This is a genomic window from Pseudomonas sp. GL-RE-29 (genome assembly GCF_019947275.1).
GTDB lineage: Bacteria > Pseudomonadota > Gammaproteobacteria > Pseudomonadales > Pseudomonadaceae > Aquipseudomonas > Aquipseudomonas fluorescens_A.
Genome location: NZ_JAGYGD010000020.1, coordinates 77933 through 94639 on the forward strand (window position 1 = coordinate 77933; position 16707 = coordinate 94639).

Below are 16707 nucleotides of genomic sequence, written 5' to 3' on the forward strand. Positions count from 1 at the left end.
GCGATCTTTTGACTTTGCTTTTTGAAGGGCAAGATCAAAAGATCGCAGCCTTCGGCAGCTCCTACAGAGGGACGTGGGGCGGAACGATTGCGGTCGCAGTGCTCACCAGAAAAAAAGGCAAAAAAAATCCCCGTATCTTTCGATACGAGGATTTTTAATATGGTCGGGGTAAGGGGATTCGAACTCCTGACATCCTGCTCCCAAAGCAGGCGCGCTACCGGACTGCGCTATACCCCGGTAAAAAAAAGGCGACCTTTACAAGTCGCCTTCTTCGATCAGCGCTTTTGGCCTCTGATCTTAAGATCTGATCCCAGCGTTAACTGGTTTCAAAAATGGTGGGTCGTGTGGGATTCGAACCTACGACCAATTGGTTAAAAGCCAACTGCTCTACCAACTGAGCTAACGACCCAAAAATGGTCGGGGTAAGGGGATTCGAACTCCTGACATCCTGCTCCCAAAGCAGGCGCGCTACCGGACTGCGCTATACCCCGGTTTGAAATTGGCTCCGTGACCAGGACTCGAACCTGGGACCCAATGATTAACAGTCATTTGCTCTACCGACTGAGCTATCACGGAACTACATATTTCAATTTACAACTTTGAAGCTTTACTGCGTTCTCTTCGACCCGTTCGCATCGCTGCGTTCGTGTGTCTGAGGCGCGCTATTCTACAATCTTCAGAACCTCTGTCAACCCCCTAAATTGCTTTCAAGTTAATGATTTGCAACTTATTTTGGATTCCTGCTTGGGGAGCGGAAACCCTGGCGGGTGACTTACTGCGGGGCGCACTTTACAAGCCTTTTCCTTTGAGTTCAACAGCCTAACGAAAAAAAGGCCTCGCAATGCGAGGCCTCTTTCATTTTGCTGCCGTCGTGGATCAGACGAAGACGATTTCGTCGTTCTCCACAACCCCCTTGGCGGTCTCTCCGGGCATGAAACGACCCGACAGAATCAGCTGTGCCAACGGGTTTTCGATCCAGCGCTGGATCGCACGTTTCAGCGGCCGTGCGCCGTACACCGGGTCGTAACCTACTGCGATCAGCTTATCCATGGCCTCAGGGCTGAGTTCCAGCGTCAGTTCGCGCTCGGTCAGGCGACTGCGCAGACGACCCAACTGGATCTCGGTAATGCCAGCGATCTGATCCCGCGCCAATGGCTCGAAGATCACCACTTCGTCGACCCGGTTGATGAACTCCGGCCGGAAGTGCGAGGAAATCGCGTCCATTACCGCCGCACGCTGCGCTTCTCGATCACCCACCAGCTCCTGGATCTGCACCGAGCCCAGGTTGGAGGTCATGACGATCACGGTGTTCTTGAAGTCCACCGTACGGCCATGACTGTCGGTCAGACGGCCATCTTCCAGCACTTGCAGCAAGATGTTGAACACATCCGGGTGCGCCTTCTCGACCTCGTCCAGGAGGATCACCGAGTAAGGCTTGCGACGCACCGCCTCAGTCAGGTAACCGCCCTCTTCATAGCCTACGTATCCCGGTGGCGCGCCAATCAAGCGAGCCACGGAATGTTTCTCCATGAACTCAGACATGTCGATGCGCACCATTGCCTCTTCAGTATCAAAGAGGAATTCGGCCAGCGCCTTGCACAGTTCGGTTTTACCAACACCGGTCGGGCCGAGGAACATGAACGAGCCGCTCGGGCGATTCGGGTCGGACAACCCGGCACGGGAGCGCCGCACTGCGTTGGAAACTGCGACCACCGCTTCGTCCTGGCCAATCACACGCTGGTGCAACAGGCTTTCCATCTTCATGAGCTTGTCGCGCTCGCCTTCGAGCATTTTCGATACGGGAATGCCGGTCCACTTCGACACGACTTCCGCGATCTCTTCTTCAGTTACTTTGCTGCGCAGCAACTGGTTTTCGCTTTTGCCGTGCTGGTCGACCATTTGCAGGCTGCGTTCCAGGTCCGGGATTACCCCGTACTGCAATTCGGCCATGCGGTTCAGGTCGCCTTTGCGGCGTGCGGTTTCCAGTTCCTGACGGGACTGTTCGATTTTCTGCTGAATCTGAGCAGAACCTTGTACCTCGGCTTTTTCCGAGTTCCAGATTTCTTCCAGATCCGAATACTCACGCTCAAGACGAACGATTTCTTCCTGGAGTTTTTCCAGACGCTTGATCGCCGCTTCGTCGCTTTCTTTCTTCAGCGCCTGGGATTCCACCTTCAGCTGAATCAGGCGACGTTCCAGACGGTCCAGCACTTCCGGCTTGGAATCGATCTCCATACGGATGCGGCTGGCGGCTTCGTCGATCAGGTCGATCGCCTTGTCCGGCAGCTGACGATCAGTGATGTAGCGATGGCTGAGCTTGGCCGCCGCGATGATTGCACCGTCGGTGATCGCTACCTTGTGGTGAACCTCATAACGCTCTTTGAGGCCACGCAGGATGGCGATGGTGTCTTCTTCGCTCGGTTCGTCCACCAACACTTTCTGGAAGCGTCGCTCGAGCGCGGCGTCCTTCTCTATATATTGGCGGTATTCGTTGAGCGTGGTCGCGCCGACGCAGTGCAGCTCACCGCGAGCCAAGGCTGGCTTGAGCATGTTGCCCGCATCCATCGATCCTTCGCCTTTACCGGCGCCGACCATGGTGTGCAGTTCGTCGATGAACAGAATGATCTGCCCTTCCTGCTTCGACAGTTCGTTAAGCAGGGATTTCAGGCGCTCTTCGAACTCACCGCGATACTTGGCACCGGCAATCAACGCCCCCATGTCCAGGGACAACAGACGCTTGCCCTTGAGGCCGTCCGGCACTTCGCCATTGATGATGCGCTGGGCCAGGCCTTCGGCGATGGCGGTTTTACCCACACCAGGCTCACCGATCAGGACCGGGTTGTTCTTGGTGCGGCGTTGCAGCACCTGAATGGTCCGGCGAATCTCGTCGTCACGGCCGATCACCGGATCGAGCTTGCCGTCTTCGGCGCGCTTGGTCAGGTCAACGGTGTATTTATCCAGGGCCTGGCGCGACTCTTCGTGGTTGGGGTCATTGACCGCCTCGCCACCGCGCAGGTTGTTGATCGCGTTTTCCAGGGCTTTCTTGCTCACGCCCTGGCCGAGCAACAGCTTGCCGAGCTTGCTGTTCTCATCCATGGCGGCGAGCAATACCAGCTCACTGGAAATGAATTGGTCGCCCTTTTGCTGGGCCAAACGGTCGGCCTGATTGAGCAGACGTGCCAGATCCTGCGACATGTTCACGTCGCCGGTCGGGTTCTGGATTTTTGGCAGCTGATCGAGTTCTTTGGTCAGCTCTTTACGCAGGCTGTTGATGTCGAAGCCCACCTGCATCAACAGGGGCTTGATCGAACCACCCTGTTGTTCGAGCAGGGCTTGCATCAAATGCGCCGGCTCGATGGCCGGATGATCAAGACCGACGGCCAGGGATTGGGCGTCGGACAAGGCTAACTGCAACTTGCTGGTTAAACGGTCTATACGCATGGGTCACCTTCCTTTTGAGCAGGCCGGACCTATAAAACATCCTGAATGAAGAAACCTGCCAGATACCACAATAGATGTGGTCGATTCTGGGAGTTTCAAGCGTCGAGACGTTGATGCAGGTCAGACAAGTCTAGCGTTCGAGCCAGATAAGAGAGGCGAATCGACCGGTGCGAGGCGCACGACGATAAGAAAAGAAACGTGGATCGGTCACGGTGCAGAAACCGCCGCCGTAAACAGCAGTTACACCGCGAGCCGCCAGACGCAGTCGCGCGAGCATATAGATGTCAGCCATGAACTTACCGGCGTTTTGACTGGGCACAAAAGCTTGCGCCGCTTGCGGCAATTGCTGGACGAAGGTCTCGCGCACTTCCGGGCCGACTTCAAACGCTTGCGGGCCAATGGCTGGGCCGAGCCAGACCAATACTTCGGCAGGTGGCACGTCAAGGCAGTCGAGCGTGGCTTCAAGCACACCCGACGCCAACCCGCGCCATCCCGCATGAGCTGCGGCAACGCGAGTGCCGGCGCGGTCGCAAAACAGCGCTGGCAGGCAATCGGCGGTCATCGCCGCACAGGCGATGCCGGGGGTTGCCGTCCAACTGGCATCGGCAGTCACTACCTGGCTCGGGTCCGCGTGCGCCACGACAATGCCGTGGACCTGCTGCAACCAGGCCGGTTGAATGGAAAATTGATCGGTAAGACGACGGCGATTTTCGGCGACAGCTTCGGGGCTGTCATCGACATGATCGCCGAGGTTGAGGCTGTCGAACGGCGCCAGACTGACGCCGCCCGCACGGGTGGTGACGCAAGCTTTGACCCCGGCCGGCGCGGGCCAGTCAGGAATCAGCCAGTCATTCATCCGATGAACGCCTCGCGGTCTTGCTTGAGCAGGGTCAGCAACCAGACGAAGTCTTCCGGCAACGGCGACTCCCAGCTCATGCGCTGACCGGTGGTCGGGTGATCCAGTTCCAGGAAACGCGCATGCAGCGCCTGACGCGGGAAGTTTTTCAGGGATTCGACCATGGTTGGGTTAGCCGCTGGCGGAATGCGGAAACGACCGCCGTAGGCAGGATCTCCGACCAACGGGTAGTTGATGTGCGCCATGTGCACGCGAATCTGGTGGGTACGACCGGTTTCCAGCTTCACCCGCACGTGGGTGTGGGAGCGGAAACGCTCGAGCACGCGGTAATGGCTGACGGCTTGCTTGCCACCTTCCATCACGGCCATGCGCTGGCGTTGCTGGCCATGACGACCGATGGGCGCATTGATCTTGCCGCCCGCCGTCACCACGCCGATCACGATGCACTCATAGATGCGGCTGACGCTGCGGCTCTGCAACTGTGTAACCAGCTGCGTCTGCGCCTGGATGGTCTTGGCCACCACCATCAGACCGGTGGTGTCCTTGTCCAGGCGATGCACGATACCGGCGCGGGGCACATTAATAATGTCCGGCACGTGGTGCAGCAAGGCGTTGAGCAAAGTGCCATCAGCGTGGCCGGCAGCCGGATGCACCACCAGGCCCGCAGGCTTGTTGATCACCAGGATGTCGTCGTCTTCATAGACGATGTCCAGCTCGATGTCCTGAGCGATCCATTCGCCCTGAGCTTCCTGCTCGGCAGTGAGTTCAAGAATGGCACCACCGTGAACGATGTCTCGCGGGCGGATAACCGCCCCATCCACAGTCAGGCGGCCGTCTTTGATCCAGGCGGAAAGGCGCGAGCGCGAGTGCTCAGCGAATAATTGTGCGGCGACTTGATCGAGGCGTTGGCCGCCCAATTCGGACGGCACCTCTGCGCGAAGTTCAATTTTATCGGACATGCTCAGACTAGGCGTCGGCACAGCTTTTGGTTTCGGCTGCGCGCTTGTGGTTAAATACGGCGTCTTTTGCCCCGAGGCTATTCAACGGGGCGCTCATCATAACAGGACGGCCACGCCCAAGACAGCGGCCGTCATAGGGACGCAAGCCGCCATGCAAGTGAAACACCTGCTGCTGATCGCCATCCTCGCATTGACCGCTGCTTGCTCATCGAAGGAAGTCGTAGACGAAAACCTGAGTGAAGTCGAGTTGTACCAACAGGCTCAGGCTGATCTGGACAACAACAGCTACACCAGCGCTACCGCCAAGCTGAAGGCTCTGGAATCGCGTTATCCGTTCGGTCGCTATGCCGACCAGGCGCAACTCGAACTCATCTACGCCAACTACAAGAATGCCGAGCCTGAGGCTGCGAAAGCCGCTGCCGAGCGCTTCATTCGCCTGCACCCGCAGCATCCGAACGTCGATTACGCCTACTACCTCAAGGGCCTGACTTCTTTCGACCAGGACGTGGGCCTGCTGTCGCGCTTCCTGCCGCTGGACATGACCAAGCGTGACCCGGGCGCCGCTCGCGACTCCTACAACGAGTTCGCCCAGCTGACCAGCCGCTTCCAGAACAGCCGCTACTCGCCGGACGCCAAGCAGCGCATGATCTACCTGCGCAACCTGCTGGCTGCCTATGAGATTCACGTTGCCCACTACTACCTGACCCGTCAGGCCTATGTTGCTGCCGCGAACCGTGGCCGTTACGTGGTGGAAAACTTCCAGGAGACCCCTTCGGTGGCTGACGGCCTGGCGGTGATGACCGAAGCCTATCAGCGTCTGCACCTGGACGAACTGGCGGCCACCAGCCTCGAAACCCTGAAGCTCAACTACCCGAACCACCCAAGCCTGGTGGACGGCCAGTTCGTGCCGTCGATGGACGAAGCCGACAACCGTTCGTGGCTGAGCAAGGCGACCCTGGGTCTGATCGAATCCCGTCCTCCGCTGCCACCGGGAGAAACCCGCGCCAACCAGGACGTGCAGAAGCAGTTCCAGGATGCCAAAGACGCGATTCCGAACGAACTCAAGCCTAAAGATGCAGACGGCGATGTGATCGAGGAAGAGGAACACGAAGCGGAAGGCAACAATGAAGACCGCTCGTGGTTCAGCTACATGACCTTCGGCGTGTTCGACTGACACGACCGGCGGTGCAGAAAGGGAGACTCTTGAGTCTCCCTTTTTTATTGCGCCGTTTTTATGCCGCGCGAATACGCTGTGCGCCTGTCATGTCCTTGGCTAAACTGGCGATTCATCCGTCATAAAGCAGCTCACCATGCTTCGTTTACTATTCTGGATCGCCGTGATTGCCGCCGCCGTGTGGTTCTGGCGCAAGTACAAGGGCCAGGCTTCGGCACCCAAGTCCTCCGCCGAGCTGGAAGCGGCGCCCATGGTCCGCTGCGCCCATTGCGGCGTTCACCTGCCCCGTGACCGCGCGCTAAGCCTTCAACAACAGTGGTACTGCAGCCAGGCTCACCTTGAGCAAGGCCCCGGTCCAAGTGATCGCTGAGGCCTCCAGTCCCCGCGGCAAACAGGCCCAGCGACTGCTGCGCCTTTATCACCTCTACCGTTTAAGCGTCGGCATTACCCTGGTGTTGTTGATTTCCAGCAACATGGACAACCGGCTGTTGACCTCCGCCAATGACGACCTGCTGCGCATTGGCAGCTGGTTGTATCTGGTACTGAACATCCTGCTGGTGGTCTTCTTCGAGAACACCCGCCGCCCGACGCAATTATTTAGCCTGGCGCTGATCGATGTCCTGCTCTTGTGCGGCCTGTTCTACGCCGCCGGCGGCGTGGCCAGCGCCATTGGCAACTTGCTGATCGTCTCGGTGGCCATCAGCAATACCTTGTTGCGAAGGCGTATCGGCCTGCTGATTGCCGCTGTTGGCGCGCTCGGCATCGTCGGTTTGAGCTTCCTGCTGAGCTTTAGCTATCCCGCCAATCCCAACGACTATCTGCAAGTCGGCACCCTCGGCGCCCTGTGTTTTGCCGCGGCTTTACTGGTGCAAGCCTTGATCCGACGACTGGAAGTCAGCGAAACCCTGGCCGAACAAAAGGCCAGTGAAGTCGTCGGCCTGGAAACACTCAACGCGCTGATCTTGCAACGCATGCGCACCGGTATTTTGGTGCTCGATGAGCAACGACGCGTGCAATTGGCCAACCATAGTGCCCTGACCCTGCTCGATTGCGAGCGTCTCGAAGGCCGGCTGATAGACGATCACTTCCCCGCCTTGGTAGAACGCCTGCAACTGTGGCTCAACAACCCGACGCTACGCCCGCAGAGCCTGAAAATCCCCAGCAGCGGCCAGGAGCTGCAACCGAGCTTCATCGCGCTGGACACAAGCCCGAATCACCAGACGCTGATCTTTCTCGAAGACCTCGCCCAGATCGCTCAACAGGCCCAGCAGCTGAAGCTTGCCGCCCTCGGTCGCCTCACCGCCGGCATCGCCCATGAAATCCGCAATCCGTTGGGCGCCATCAGTCATGCCGCGCAGCTATTGCGCGAATCCGAGGAACTGAACGGCGCGGATCGACGTCTGACGCAGATTATTCAAGACCACTCTCAGCGAATGAATCGGGTTATCGAAAACGTCCTGCAACTGTCCCGGCGCCAGCAAACCTTGCCACAACGACTCGACCTCAAGCCGTGGCTGGAACAGTTCGTGGCCGAAACCCGTGAGCGAGCGACCGATCGCCAGCAGCTTCACCTGCGCATCGCTGCGGGAGACCTCAAGACCTTGATGGACCCCAACCAGCTTCACCAGATTCTCGACAACCTGATCCGCAATGCATGGCGTCACAGTGCGCAGCATCACGACTTGGCACAGGTTTGGCTCGAGTTATTCATCGATCCAACCAGCCAATTGCCAATCCTCGAAGTCATCGACGACGGCCCCGGCGTGGCCCCCGATCTTCAAGCGCAATTATTCGAGCCCTTCTTCACCACCAGTCACCAAGGCACTGGCCTGGGGCTGTATCTGTCCCGTGAGCTGTGCGAAAGCAACCAGGCCCGCCTAGACTTCAAACCACGCCAAGGCGGCGGCTGCTTTCGGATCACCTTTGCTCACGGACGGAAACAAAGTTGAACATGTCACGGCAAAAAGTCCTGATCGTCGACGACGAACCGGATATTCGCGAACTCCTGGAAATCACCCTGGGACGGATGAAACTCGACACCTTCTGTGCCCGCAACGCTGGCGAGGCCCTAGCCCTGCTCAAGCGCGAGACATTCGACTTGTGCCTGACCGACATGCGCCTGCCCGACGGCACCGGCCTTGAACTGGTGCAGCACATCCAGCAACGCTACCCACAAACCCCGGTGGCCATGATCACCGCCTATGGCAATGTCGAAACGGCGATCAACGCCCTGAAGGCCGGTGCTTTCGACTTCCTGAGCAAACCGGTGGACCTCACCCGCCTGCGGGAACTGGTCGGCAGCGCCCTGCTGTTGCCTGCACCGGGCGCGGCCATCGATCGTCGCTTGCTTGGCGATTCACTGCCCATGCGCATTCTGCGCAAACAGATCGACAAACTGGCGCGCAGCCAGGCGCCGGTTTACATCAGCGGCGAGTCTGGTAGCGGCAAGGAGTTGGTCGCACGGCTGATTCACGAACGCGGACCGCGCGCCAATCAAGCGTTTGTACCGGTCAACTGTGGCGCGATTCCGTCGGAGCTGATGGAAAGCGAGTTTTTCGGTCACCGCAAAGGCAGCTTCAGCGGCGCCATCGAGGACAAGCCCGGCCTGTTCCAGGCAGCTCATGGCGGTACCTTGTTTCTCGATGAAGTGGCTGATCTGCCGCTAGCGATGCAGGTCAAACTACTGCGGGCCATTCAGGAGAAAGCCGTACGCAGCGTCGGCGGGCAACAGGAAGAAGTGGTCGATGTGCGCGTTCTTTGCGCCACCCATAAAGACCTCGATGCCGAAGTCGCCGCCGAACGCTTTCGTCAGGATTTGTACTACCGCTTGAACGTGATCGAGCTGCGAGTTCCGCCCTTGCGCGAACGCCGCGACGACATCGAGACGCTGGCCAGCCATGTACTCACGCGGCTTGCGGCGGACACCGGCCAACCGGTGGCAAAGCTCCAGCCACAAGCCATCGATGCGCTGAAAAGCTATCGCTTCCCGGGCAACGTGCGGGAGCTGGAGAACATGCTCGAACGAGCTCACACGTTGTGCGAAAACAGACAGATCGAGGACAGCGACCTGCGTTTGGCTGAAGGCAACTGTGCGGTAGAAGACGGAGTGCCGGATCTGACGCAGATCGACAACCTGGAGGTCTATCTGGAGAACGTCGAACGCCAGCTTCTCCTTCAGGCCTTGGAGGAAACCCGCTGGAACCGTACGGCGGCGGCTCAGCGGTTGAATTTGTCGTTTCGCTCGATGCGTTACAGGCTGAAGAAGCTGGGCCTGGATTGATAGCCTTAAAAGATCACAGCCTGCGGCAGCTCCTACATTGGAATGCGTTCCCCCTGTAGGAGCTGCCGAAGGCTGCGATCTTTTGCCCTTGCTTCAAATCCGCCCAATCGGCGCATACGGCGCCGGATCAATAAAATGCGTTCTCCCTGTAGGAGCTGCCGAAGGCTGCGATCTTTTGCCCTTGCTTCAAATCCGCCCAATCGGCGCATACGGCGCCGGATCGATGATCGGCGCCCTGCCCAGCATCACATCCGCAAACAACTGACACGACGCCGGCGCCAGCACCAACCCGTTGCGGAAATGCCCGCAGTTAAGCCAAAGCCCATCAAACCCCGGCACCCGGCCAATGTAGGGAATGCCTTCAGGCGAACCAGGGCGCAACCCGGCCCAATGCCCCACCACCTCGGCATCCGCCAACGCCGGAATCAACTCCACCGCCGATGCCTTCAGGCTTTCCAGTGCCGACTCGGTGGGCGTCTTGTCGTAGCCTTCGTGCTCCAGCGTACTGCCAATCAGGATATGTCCATCGCGCCGAGGAATCGCATAACGCCCCTTGGCCAGCACCATGCTTGGCAGGAAATCTGCCGCGCATTTGTAGAGAATCATCTGCCCTTTCACCGGCTCGACTGGCAGCTCGAGACCGAGACTCTTGAGCAAATCGCCGCTCCAGGCGCCAGCGGTCAGGACCACTTGGTCGCCGTGGATGGCACCTGTCGAGGTCTGCACACCGATGACTTTATCGCCCTCACGAACAAACCCGCTGACTTCACATTGCTCATGAATCGTCACGTTCGGCAGCGCCAACAACGCAGCCTTGAGCGACTTCACCAAACGCGGATTGCGCACGTTGGCCACATCAGCCATGTAGATCGCCCGGGAAAAACCGTTACCCAATACCGGCACCGCATCGTGGGCCGCCGAGATATCCACAGCCCGCAACGGGCGATTCTCCCGCACGGCCCAAGCCAGCGCTTCAGCCTCGTCATCCAGATCCAGCCAATACAGGCCGGTGGTATGCACCTCGGGATCAACGCCAGTGGCGGCAAACAAGCGCTCGCCCAGCTGTGGATAAAAATCCTGTGACCAATGGGCCAACGCAGTGACCGCCGGGTTGTAACGCCACGGATAGAGCGGCGAAACAATCCCGCCACCGGCCCAGGACGATTCCTGACCGACGTTCGAACGATCCAGCAACACAACGCTTTGCACTTCGGACGCCAGATTGAATGCCGTCAGCAGACCGATTACCCCGCCACCGACAATCACCACTTGCTGTTGCCTGGTCATGTTCTGATCCAACCGTTAAATAGACAGAGGGCGCAAAAGGCGCCCGAAAATGAAAAACTCAGCGACCCCAGCAATCTTTGGTAGTCAAACCCGCCGTCGCGTTGACCATGCTACGGACACCGGTATTGGTGATAGTGAAATCACCACACTTGTCAGTGGCCATGCTTGTGCCTGGCTTGCGTACCGCCGTCAGCAAAAAGGTCTGGTCGGTCAGGGTCGGGGTAATGGTGTAATAGTCATTGCCGGCGCTCAGGCCGGTGGCATTGGTGTAGACATTTTTCTGCGAATAAAAGCGCTCAAGGATCTGCGCCTGTTCGGAGAGCAGGCCAGCCACTTCGGTGCGACGCCCTTTATTCAGATACTCGGTGAAACTCGGGGCGGCAATGGTCATGACGATCCCGATGATCGCTATCACGATCATGATTTCGATCAGGGTAAAACCGCGGTTGGATCTGTGCATGCCTCAACTCTCACTTACTGTATTTGTCGCCACATGATGCGACGGCTGCCGCCGCCGGATTTTTCCACCAGCGTGGTGATGCCGCCACTGGAATCGTTCACGATCTTGCGGGTCGCGCCATTGACGATGGCGTTCAAGGTCGGGATACCGCCGGTGAAGATCACGCCGCTGGACACCGTATCGGTACTGTCGATCAACCCGTCGCCATTGGTGTCGAGCACCGCGTAGTTGAGCATCTTACCGCTGAACGCATCGAGTTCGACCAGTTTGCCGGTGCCGAAACTGGCGCAAGGGTCCGTGGTGTCCACACTGGCGGTGGTAAACACGATTCGCCCGAGTACCAGACTGGCCTGATTGATCACCCGCTCGCCCGTTAGCGCGTTGTTATACACCAGTGGCAAGTACCAACCTTTCTCCGCCGGGTAAGTCACCTCATTCTGGCTGGTGGTGATGAACTGCCCCGAACCGCCCGAGAACACACCGGTTACCGCCTGGGCCTGCAAACTGGAGGTGGTGATCTGACCCGAGCCGCCGTCCGCATCCCACACCGCATAAAACGCCTGCAAATCCTTGTTGGTCTTGTCCGCGGTTTCGTTGAATTTCCCGGTGCCGAAGAAGACTTCCTTGCCTCCCAGCGAATTGTCCGCCAGCAATGGCTGCGCGGTGATCGGTTGAGTCGCACCGTCCGCCGTCGTGAATAGCGGCTTGCCGGAAAACGCCACGCCCCATGAATCGGTGCTGGTGCCACTCAAGTCAAATTTCCACAACCTCCCCTTGAGGTCGCCACCATAGGCTGCCTGCACCACGTTCTGCGAATTGACCTTGAGCTTCACCGAGGACAATCCGTTCGTGGATTCGCTGCTGTCGATGACGATTTTCCTGATCAGCGAACCGTCGCGGATATCCACCACGTACAACGCCGCCACCCCGGAATGGCTGCCATAGCCATTGGAAATGAACGCCGCCCATCGACCGTCGGCCAAGCGTGCCACTTCCGGGCGGGCATAGGCGTAACCCAGGTCATTGAAAGCGTTAGCCGTGTTGGCCGCGGCCGGCGCGCTGATTTCCCACAGTGCCTTGGTCACGTTGCCCGCCGAAGCGTCGAACAGTTGCAGCGCATAGAAGGTCCGCCCACCCGCGCCCGTCCCGCCCAGCGCGAGGGTTTTCCAGGCACTGTTGAGTTGGGCATCGAATACACCCACCTGGCCGTCCACCAGAAACTTGTGACTGACGCCGTTGATGTAGGTGGTATCAGCGATGTAACGCAGTGAAGGCAACACGCTCGACGGCATGTAGGCGTAACGCCGGATGCCGTTGCCGGTATTGATGACATTGACGAAACCGTCGTTGGCGTTGACCACGAGACTGGCATTCATGTTGGCTGCTTTGGTAGCCAGATAGGTGCTGTAGGTGGTGTCGCCTGAAAGGTCGGAAGCGGTTTTATCCGAGGGTGACGCGAGGGCCAGCGGCGAGTTGATGATGTCGCCCAGCAACACGCTGCGCACTTTCAGGCCGGTCTTGTTGATGCCCTTGCTCCACTCCACCAGATCGCTGCCGGTGATGCCGGTCGGCAAACCCTGATTGAGGGTGGTTTGCTGGGCCGGAGAAAAATTTGTGTAGGCCAGCGTCACCGCCGTGTTGGTCTGGTTGTTCCAGGATTGATAGGTAGGTGCCGTGGCCCCAGGCACAATCGCCGTGTCCGATGTCCACAGTACCGACCCGGTATTCACCGCACCGCTGGCAGTAAAGCCATAGGCCTTGATGGTGCCGCGCCAGTCCTTGGGGTCGTAACTGGTCTGGAAGTAACTGGTGCCGCTGCCGAGGATGGTGCCACTGGTGACACCACTGCCGCCGGAGCCGGCCTTGGAGGTAATGTCGCTCAGGGCTGAGGACAACGCGGCGTTGAGTCCGGTGCTGTCCGTCGCCTGGTAGTACTTGCCTTGTCCGTAATTAGCAGCGTCGGACAGCATCTGATTCGCCGCGGTAAAACCCACGGTGTAGGTGTTCATGTTTTGCTTGGGAAAATCCGTGGCGTTCCAGCTTTTGCCGGCCAGGTCGGTTCCGGTGGCGCGCATATCGATATCGAATGCGAATTTCGCGATGTCATCCAGGTAAAGGGTGTCACCTTCGCTATCACCATTGAGGTTGTCGCCGTCGTTGGTGCTGTTGCCGTCCCAATTCGGCAGACGGCTACCGCCAAGCGCGTCGTTGCTCGGGAAGGTCCGGTCGTACGTGGGCAGACCATCGGTGATCACTACTCCATAGTTTTTCTGGCAGCGGTACTGAATCGGGCTGGTATAGGTTGCAGGCGTCGAGTTGTAGTACGGCGCCATCCCACGCAGGTAACGGGTCACTTCGTAATAGGTTTCCGCCAGCGGTGTGTTGGCCACGGCACTCAAGCCGTTGATCGAGGCAACCAACGCGTTGTAGTTGGCATCCACCGACAAATCGCTGATAGCGCGGGCGATGTAGCCACCGTTGCCCGGATTGTTACCGGCTGGCGGATTGAAGGTCGCCAGACCGATGCGCAGCGAGCGATTGCTGGAAACCAGGTTGTTGGAAACGTCCTGCGCCACACTGATGCGGTAATCGTTGGGGATCGCATTGGCCCCCGTGGTGAAGTCTCGGCTTGAACCGTTGGCCAGCCCTAGCAAATACGCCAGGTAGTTAGCCGTGTAACGGGTGTTTTCATTGCCCACCGGGTCCGGCAGCTTGAGGCAGATTGGCGTCAACCCGAGAAAACCACGATAGAAGCCGTACCAGTTACCGTTACTCGAACAACCGCCGCGATTCAGGCTCGACAGGGCAATGTTGGCATCACTCATGTCGAGGTTTTGACCACCGATGCATGACAGGTTGGAATTGCACATCGCGATCTGCGCGCGGTTGACCGTGGGATCAAAACCCGGCGCCCAAATGATGTTGTTCATGCTTCCCGAATTGTCGATCATCAGCATCACGTTCGGCGCAACGGCTGCCGCGCTCAATAGCGGCGAATCCGACGGCGTGAAGGCATAGACCGGCGCCGCCAGATACAACCCCAAAGCAACACCACACAACATCCGCCACAACCCGGCGCGCCCCTCAGTACTTCGCATAAATACTCTCCACCACACTGCGCGAGTTCCCCGCGATACCCACTGCGGTGACCCGGTACAGCGTCGCCGAGGTGTTGCTCGGCACGTTCACCGCCGTCAGGGTGGTACCGATGTTTTGCACGCCATAAAAGCCGCTGCCGGAGGCGATCCAGGTCACCCCCGAGGTGGAGTTGAAGCCAGCGGCTTTGACGGTCGATGACTCGGACGGCGGTGCGCATTGGCTGGTGCCGCTACACACTGCCAATGAATAACTATCAAGTTGCACCACACTTTCGCCCACCCGCAACGCGGCTTCGGCGGTCTGGAATGACTGATTACGCAAGCTAACGCTGCCGGCCATTTTTTCCTGCAAGGTCGCGTTCTGCATCGAAGAAAGACCGATCAGCGTCAGCAACAGCAGGAACACCAGACTGACCAGCAAGGCCATGCCGCGTTGGGCTTGAACAGTCATTCGCCCTCCCCTCATGGCAGGCGGTTGCGCAGCGCGGCAACCACGTTGAAGGTTTGATTGCTCACCCGATTATTCGGATCGGTGAAGGTCAGGCTCAGACGTACGCTGCGAATGCGTGCCGGGTCGGACGGGTTGCTGCTGTAGCTGGAGGCCGCTGAGTCCGCTGCGGAACTGGCAAGGCCGAAGCTGACGTTGAAGGCACTGACGTTATCTATCAGCACTTGCTGGGCCGGCGTACCTCTGCCGACGCCCATCGTCAGCTGACCGTTTTTCAGGCTGTAGACAAACCGCCGAATCGGAAACGCCAGCTGCCCCGTCGCCGGTGTCCGCGCTTCGGTATAGGCGGTCGCGCTGCTTCTGCAATCGGAAATCACTGTCCAGGTCGGCGTCCCGCCACTGTTACCCACGTCCGCCGTTACCAGCGTCAGCTTGAGGCTGGCATTGTCCCAACTGATCGGCGTGATCTGTGCGGCATTGAAGTCACCTGCCGAGCTGGCGTCGGTGATTGTCCCCAGGCAACCAAACATGCCAACCATGCGGATTTCCTGAATCATTTTGCTCAGCACGAAACGCGCATCTTCCTGCATGGTGGCCGAGGCGTTCTGGCTGACAAAAGTGTTCTTGGCGGCGATGAAAACCTGCACCACGCCCAACACCACAACCAGACTCAATGCCAGGGCGATCAGCAATTCAATCAGACCAAACCCTCTGCTTAAGCGGCTCATGGCGTCGCCACCGGATCGACGGTCGCGCGACTGGTCAGCACAAAACTGCGTCGGGAGTTGGCGCTGTTGGCCGCGCGTGAATCGTCCCAATTGATGGTGATGGTGTACACGCGCTGATTGAGAGTGATGCTGCCGGTAGCCGTAGGGCCACCGAAATTGACGATGTTGCTGGTGAAGTCGTAGAGGTCCTGGTCCCGGGCGACGCTCAGGTTGCCCGAGGTCGGTGGCGTCACCGTGTAGTCGGCAGCCGCGTTGGCGCGGATGCGGTCCATCATGTCGTAGGCGATAAAACTGGCCTGACTGGCCATGCGCGCACTGTCCGTGTACTTCAGCGCATTCAGTTGAAACGCCGCCGCCCCCAACAACCCCACACTCAGAATCAACAATGCAACCAGGACTTCGATCAACGTCATGCCTTCCTGTGCACGCTTGCTCCATTCCCTCATCCGCAACTTCCACCCGATAGAATTCGTCCGTTCAAACACACGTTCAGCGTCCTGCTTTGCGTGCCCAGCACATAGTTGATCACCACCGCCGTCGAGGATGACGACAAGCCGCCGAGATTGTTGAAATCGATGGCGGTCACTCCTGAGGTTAGCGTCAGAGTTGCGCCGCTGCTCATCGCTGGAACAACCCGCAATACATTCGCCGGAGTGCCAGTACCGTCATAAACCGTCAACTCCCCGGTCCAGACGCTGCCGCCCGCGGTCGGACGAACGCGCGTGGTCATGCCCCGATCAATCGCCTCCAATCGGGCGAAATTCAGGCCACGTTGCAGATCACCGACCTCGATATCGGCCTTGGTGATTTGCGTCGAACGGGTGAACGCCGGGACCGCCAGAGTGATCAGGACCAGGAAGATCCCCAACGCGACCAGCAACTCGATCAGCGTGAAACCTTTTGTACGATCTTCCATCGTTGCCCTCCGTTGCCGTCGGCTATACCTGCTTTACACGCTAGAACATTCGACCGCCGA

14 protein-coding genes and 4 tRNA genes are annotated in these 16707 nt (G+C 58.7%); 4 read left to right on the top strand and 14 right to left on the bottom strand.

Translation table 11 applies throughout. From position 1 onward, the window contains the following. Positions 1 to 160 precede the first annotated feature (160 nt). From KGB21_RS17645 to rluD, 7 genes are all read right to left on the bottom strand, one after another. Positions 161 to 237, bottom strand: a tRNA-Pro gene (locus tag KGB21_RS17645). Between the two features lie 96 nt (positions 238 to 333). Then, a tRNA-Lys gene (locus KGB21_RS17650) sits at positions 334 to 409 on the bottom strand. 5 nt (positions 410 to 414) lie between these two features. After that, positions 415 to 491, bottom strand: a tRNA-Pro gene (locus KGB21_RS17655). A gap of 9 nt (positions 492 to 500) precedes the next feature. Continuing rightward, a tRNA-Asn gene (locus KGB21_RS17660) sits at positions 501 to 576 on the bottom strand. 300 nt (positions 577 to 876) lie between these two features. Beyond that, positions 877 to 3441 (bottom strand): ATP-dependent chaperone ClpB, encoded by a 2565-nt coding sequence (gene clpB, locus KGB21_RS17665; RefSeq protein ID WP_034148246.1) that lies wholly within the window; start codon positions 3439 to 3441, stop codon positions 877 to 879. 130 nt (positions 3442 to 3571) lie between these two features. Then, positions 3572 to 4297 carry a peptidoglycan editing factor PgeF gene (gene pgeF / locus KGB21_RS17670; protein ID WP_034148245.1) on the bottom strand — a complete coding sequence of 242 codons (726 nt, stop codon included), beginning with the start codon at positions 4295 to 4297 and terminating at the stop codon, positions 3572 to 3574. Continuing rightward, a complete protein-coding gene (gene rluD / locus KGB21_RS17675) occupies positions 4294 to 5256 on the bottom strand; it encodes a 23S rRNA pseudouridine(1911/1915/1917) synthase RluD (protein ID WP_034148244.1) in 963 nt (320 codons plus the stop codon). Before rluD ends, pgeF begins: the two co-directional genes overlap by 4 nt. 151 nt (positions 5257 to 5407) lie before the next feature. Between rluD and KGB21_RS17680 the strand changes: the two genes are divergently transcribed. The 4 genes from KGB21_RS17680 (at position 5408) to KGB21_RS17695 (ending at position 9710) form a co-directional block, all read left to right on the top strand. Then, positions 5408 to 6430: an outer membrane protein assembly factor BamD gene (locus tag KGB21_RS17680; RefSeq protein WP_223506028.1), complete on the top strand. Its 1023-nt coding sequence runs from the start codon at positions 5408 to 5410 to the stop codon at positions 6428 to 6430. A 136-nt stretch (positions 6431 to 6566) separates the two neighbouring features. Continuing rightward, positions 6567 to 6800 carry a PP0621 family protein gene (locus KGB21_RS17685; RefSeq protein WP_034148242.1) on the top strand — a complete coding sequence of 78 codons (234 nt, stop codon included), beginning with the start codon at positions 6567 to 6569 and terminating at the stop codon, positions 6798 to 6800. Beyond that, positions 6790 to 8379, top strand: a complete 1590-nt coding sequence (locus tag KGB21_RS17690) for a sensor histidine kinase (RefSeq protein WP_223506069.1) — start codon at positions 6790 to 6792, stop codon at positions 8377 to 8379. Before KGB21_RS17685 ends, KGB21_RS17690 begins: the two co-directional genes overlap by 11 nt. A gap of 2 nt (positions 8380 to 8381) precedes the next feature. Continuing rightward, positions 8382 to 9710, top strand: coding sequence for a sigma-54-dependent transcriptional regulator (locus KGB21_RS17695; protein ID WP_223506030.1), 1329 nt, complete (start codon positions 8382 to 8384; stop codon positions 9708 to 9710). Positions 9711 to 9896: 186 nt separating this feature from the next. On the opposite strand, the gene thiO is transcribed toward KGB21_RS17695, so the two are convergent. Genes thiO through KGB21_RS17730 form a run of 7 tightly spaced genes read right to left on the bottom strand, consistent with a single transcriptional unit; the run spans position 9897 to position 16647 of the window. Further along, entirely contained in the window at positions 9897 to 10997 is a 1101-nt protein-coding gene (gene thiO / locus KGB21_RS17700) for a glycine oxidase ThiO (protein ID WP_223506033.1), read from the bottom strand. A gap of 58 nt (positions 10998 to 11055) precedes the next feature. Further along, positions 11056 to 11457 carry a type IV pilin protein gene (locus KGB21_RS17705; protein WP_034148238.1) on the bottom strand — a complete coding sequence of 134 codons (402 nt, stop codon included), beginning with the start codon at positions 11455 to 11457 and terminating at the stop codon, positions 11056 to 11058. A 14-nt stretch (positions 11458 to 11471) separates the two neighbouring features. Continuing rightward, entirely contained in the window at positions 11472 to 14555 is a 3084-nt protein-coding gene (locus KGB21_RS17710; protein WP_223506035.1) for a pilus assembly protein, read from the bottom strand. Beyond that, positions 14542 to 15006 carry a PilX N-terminal domain-containing pilus assembly protein gene (locus KGB21_RS17715; protein ID WP_172668663.1) on the bottom strand — a complete coding sequence of 155 codons (465 nt, stop codon included), beginning with the start codon at positions 15004 to 15006 and terminating at the stop codon, positions 14542 to 14544. The genes KGB21_RS17710 and KGB21_RS17715 overlap by 14 nt, the downstream gene beginning before the upstream one ends. Before the next feature lie 11 nt (positions 15007 to 15017). Further along, positions 15018 to 15731 carry a prepilin-type N-terminal cleavage/methylation domain-containing protein gene (locus KGB21_RS17720; RefSeq protein WP_223506037.1) on the bottom strand — a complete coding sequence of 238 codons (714 nt, stop codon included), beginning with the start codon at positions 15729 to 15731 and terminating at the stop codon, positions 15018 to 15020. Beyond that, on the bottom strand, positions 15728 to 16177 hold the full coding sequence (gene pilV, locus KGB21_RS17725) for a type IV pilus modification protein PilV (RefSeq protein ID WP_034148234.1): 450 nt from the start codon (positions 16175 to 16177) through the stop codon (positions 15728 to 15730). Before pilV ends, KGB21_RS17720 begins: the two co-directional genes overlap by 4 nt. Further along, positions 16174 to 16647, bottom strand: coding sequence for a GspH/FimT family pseudopilin (locus KGB21_RS17730; protein ID WP_034148233.1), 474 nt, complete (start codon positions 16645 to 16647; stop codon positions 16174 to 16176). The genes pilV and KGB21_RS17730 overlap by 4 nt, the downstream gene beginning before the upstream one ends. Positions 16648 to 16707: the final 60 nt, after the last annotated feature.

Excerpts from the sequence above, each read along its gene's own strand:
- clpB (WP_034148246.1), bottom strand. The coding sequence starts at position 3,441 with ATGCGTATAGACCGTTTAACCAGCAAGTTGCAGTTAGCCTTGTCCGAC.
- pgeF (WP_034148245.1), bottom strand. The coding sequence starts at position 4,297 with ATGAATGACTGGCTGATTCCTGACTGGCCCGCGCCGGCCGGGGTCAAA.
- rluD (WP_034148244.1), bottom strand. The coding sequence starts at position 5,256 with ATGTCCGATAAAATTGAACTTCGCGCAGAGGTGCCGTCCGAATTGGGC.
- KGB21_RS17680 (WP_223506028.1), top strand. The coding sequence starts at position 5,408 with ATGCAAGTGAAACACCTGCTGCTGATCGCCATCCTCGCATTGACCGCT.
- KGB21_RS17685 (WP_034148242.1), top strand. The coding sequence starts at position 6,567 with ATGCTTCGTTTACTATTCTGGATCGCCGTGATTGCCGCCGCCGTGTGG.
- KGB21_RS17695 (WP_223506030.1), top strand. The coding sequence starts at position 8,382 with ATGTCACGGCAAAAAGTCCTGATCGTCGACGACGAACCGGATATTCGC.
- thiO (WP_223506033.1), bottom strand. The coding sequence starts at position 10,997 with ATGACCAGGCAACAGCAAGTGGTGATTGTCGGTGGCGGGGTAATCGGT.
- KGB21_RS17705 (WP_034148238.1), bottom strand. The coding sequence starts at position 11,457 with ATGCACAGATCCAACCGCGGTTTTACCCTGATCGAAATCATGATCGTG.
- KGB21_RS17710 (WP_223506035.1), bottom strand. The coding sequence starts at position 14,555 with ATGCGAAGTACTGAGGGGCGCGCCGGGTTGTGGCGGATGTTGTGTGGT.
- KGB21_RS17715 (WP_172668663.1), bottom strand. The coding sequence starts at position 15,006 with ATGACTGTTCAAGCCCAACGCGGCATGGCCTTGCTGGTCAGTCTGGTG.
- KGB21_RS17720 (WP_223506037.1), bottom strand. The coding sequence starts at position 15,731 with ATGAGCCGCTTAAGCAGAGGGTTTGGTCTGATTGAATTGCTGATCGCC.
- pilV (WP_034148234.1), bottom strand. The coding sequence starts at position 16,177 with ATGAGGGAATGGAGCAAGCGTGCACAGGAAGGCATGACGTTGATCGAA.
- KGB21_RS17730 (WP_034148233.1), bottom strand. The coding sequence starts at position 16,647 with ATGGAAGATCGTACAAAAGGTTTCACGCTGATCGAGTTGCTGGTCGCG.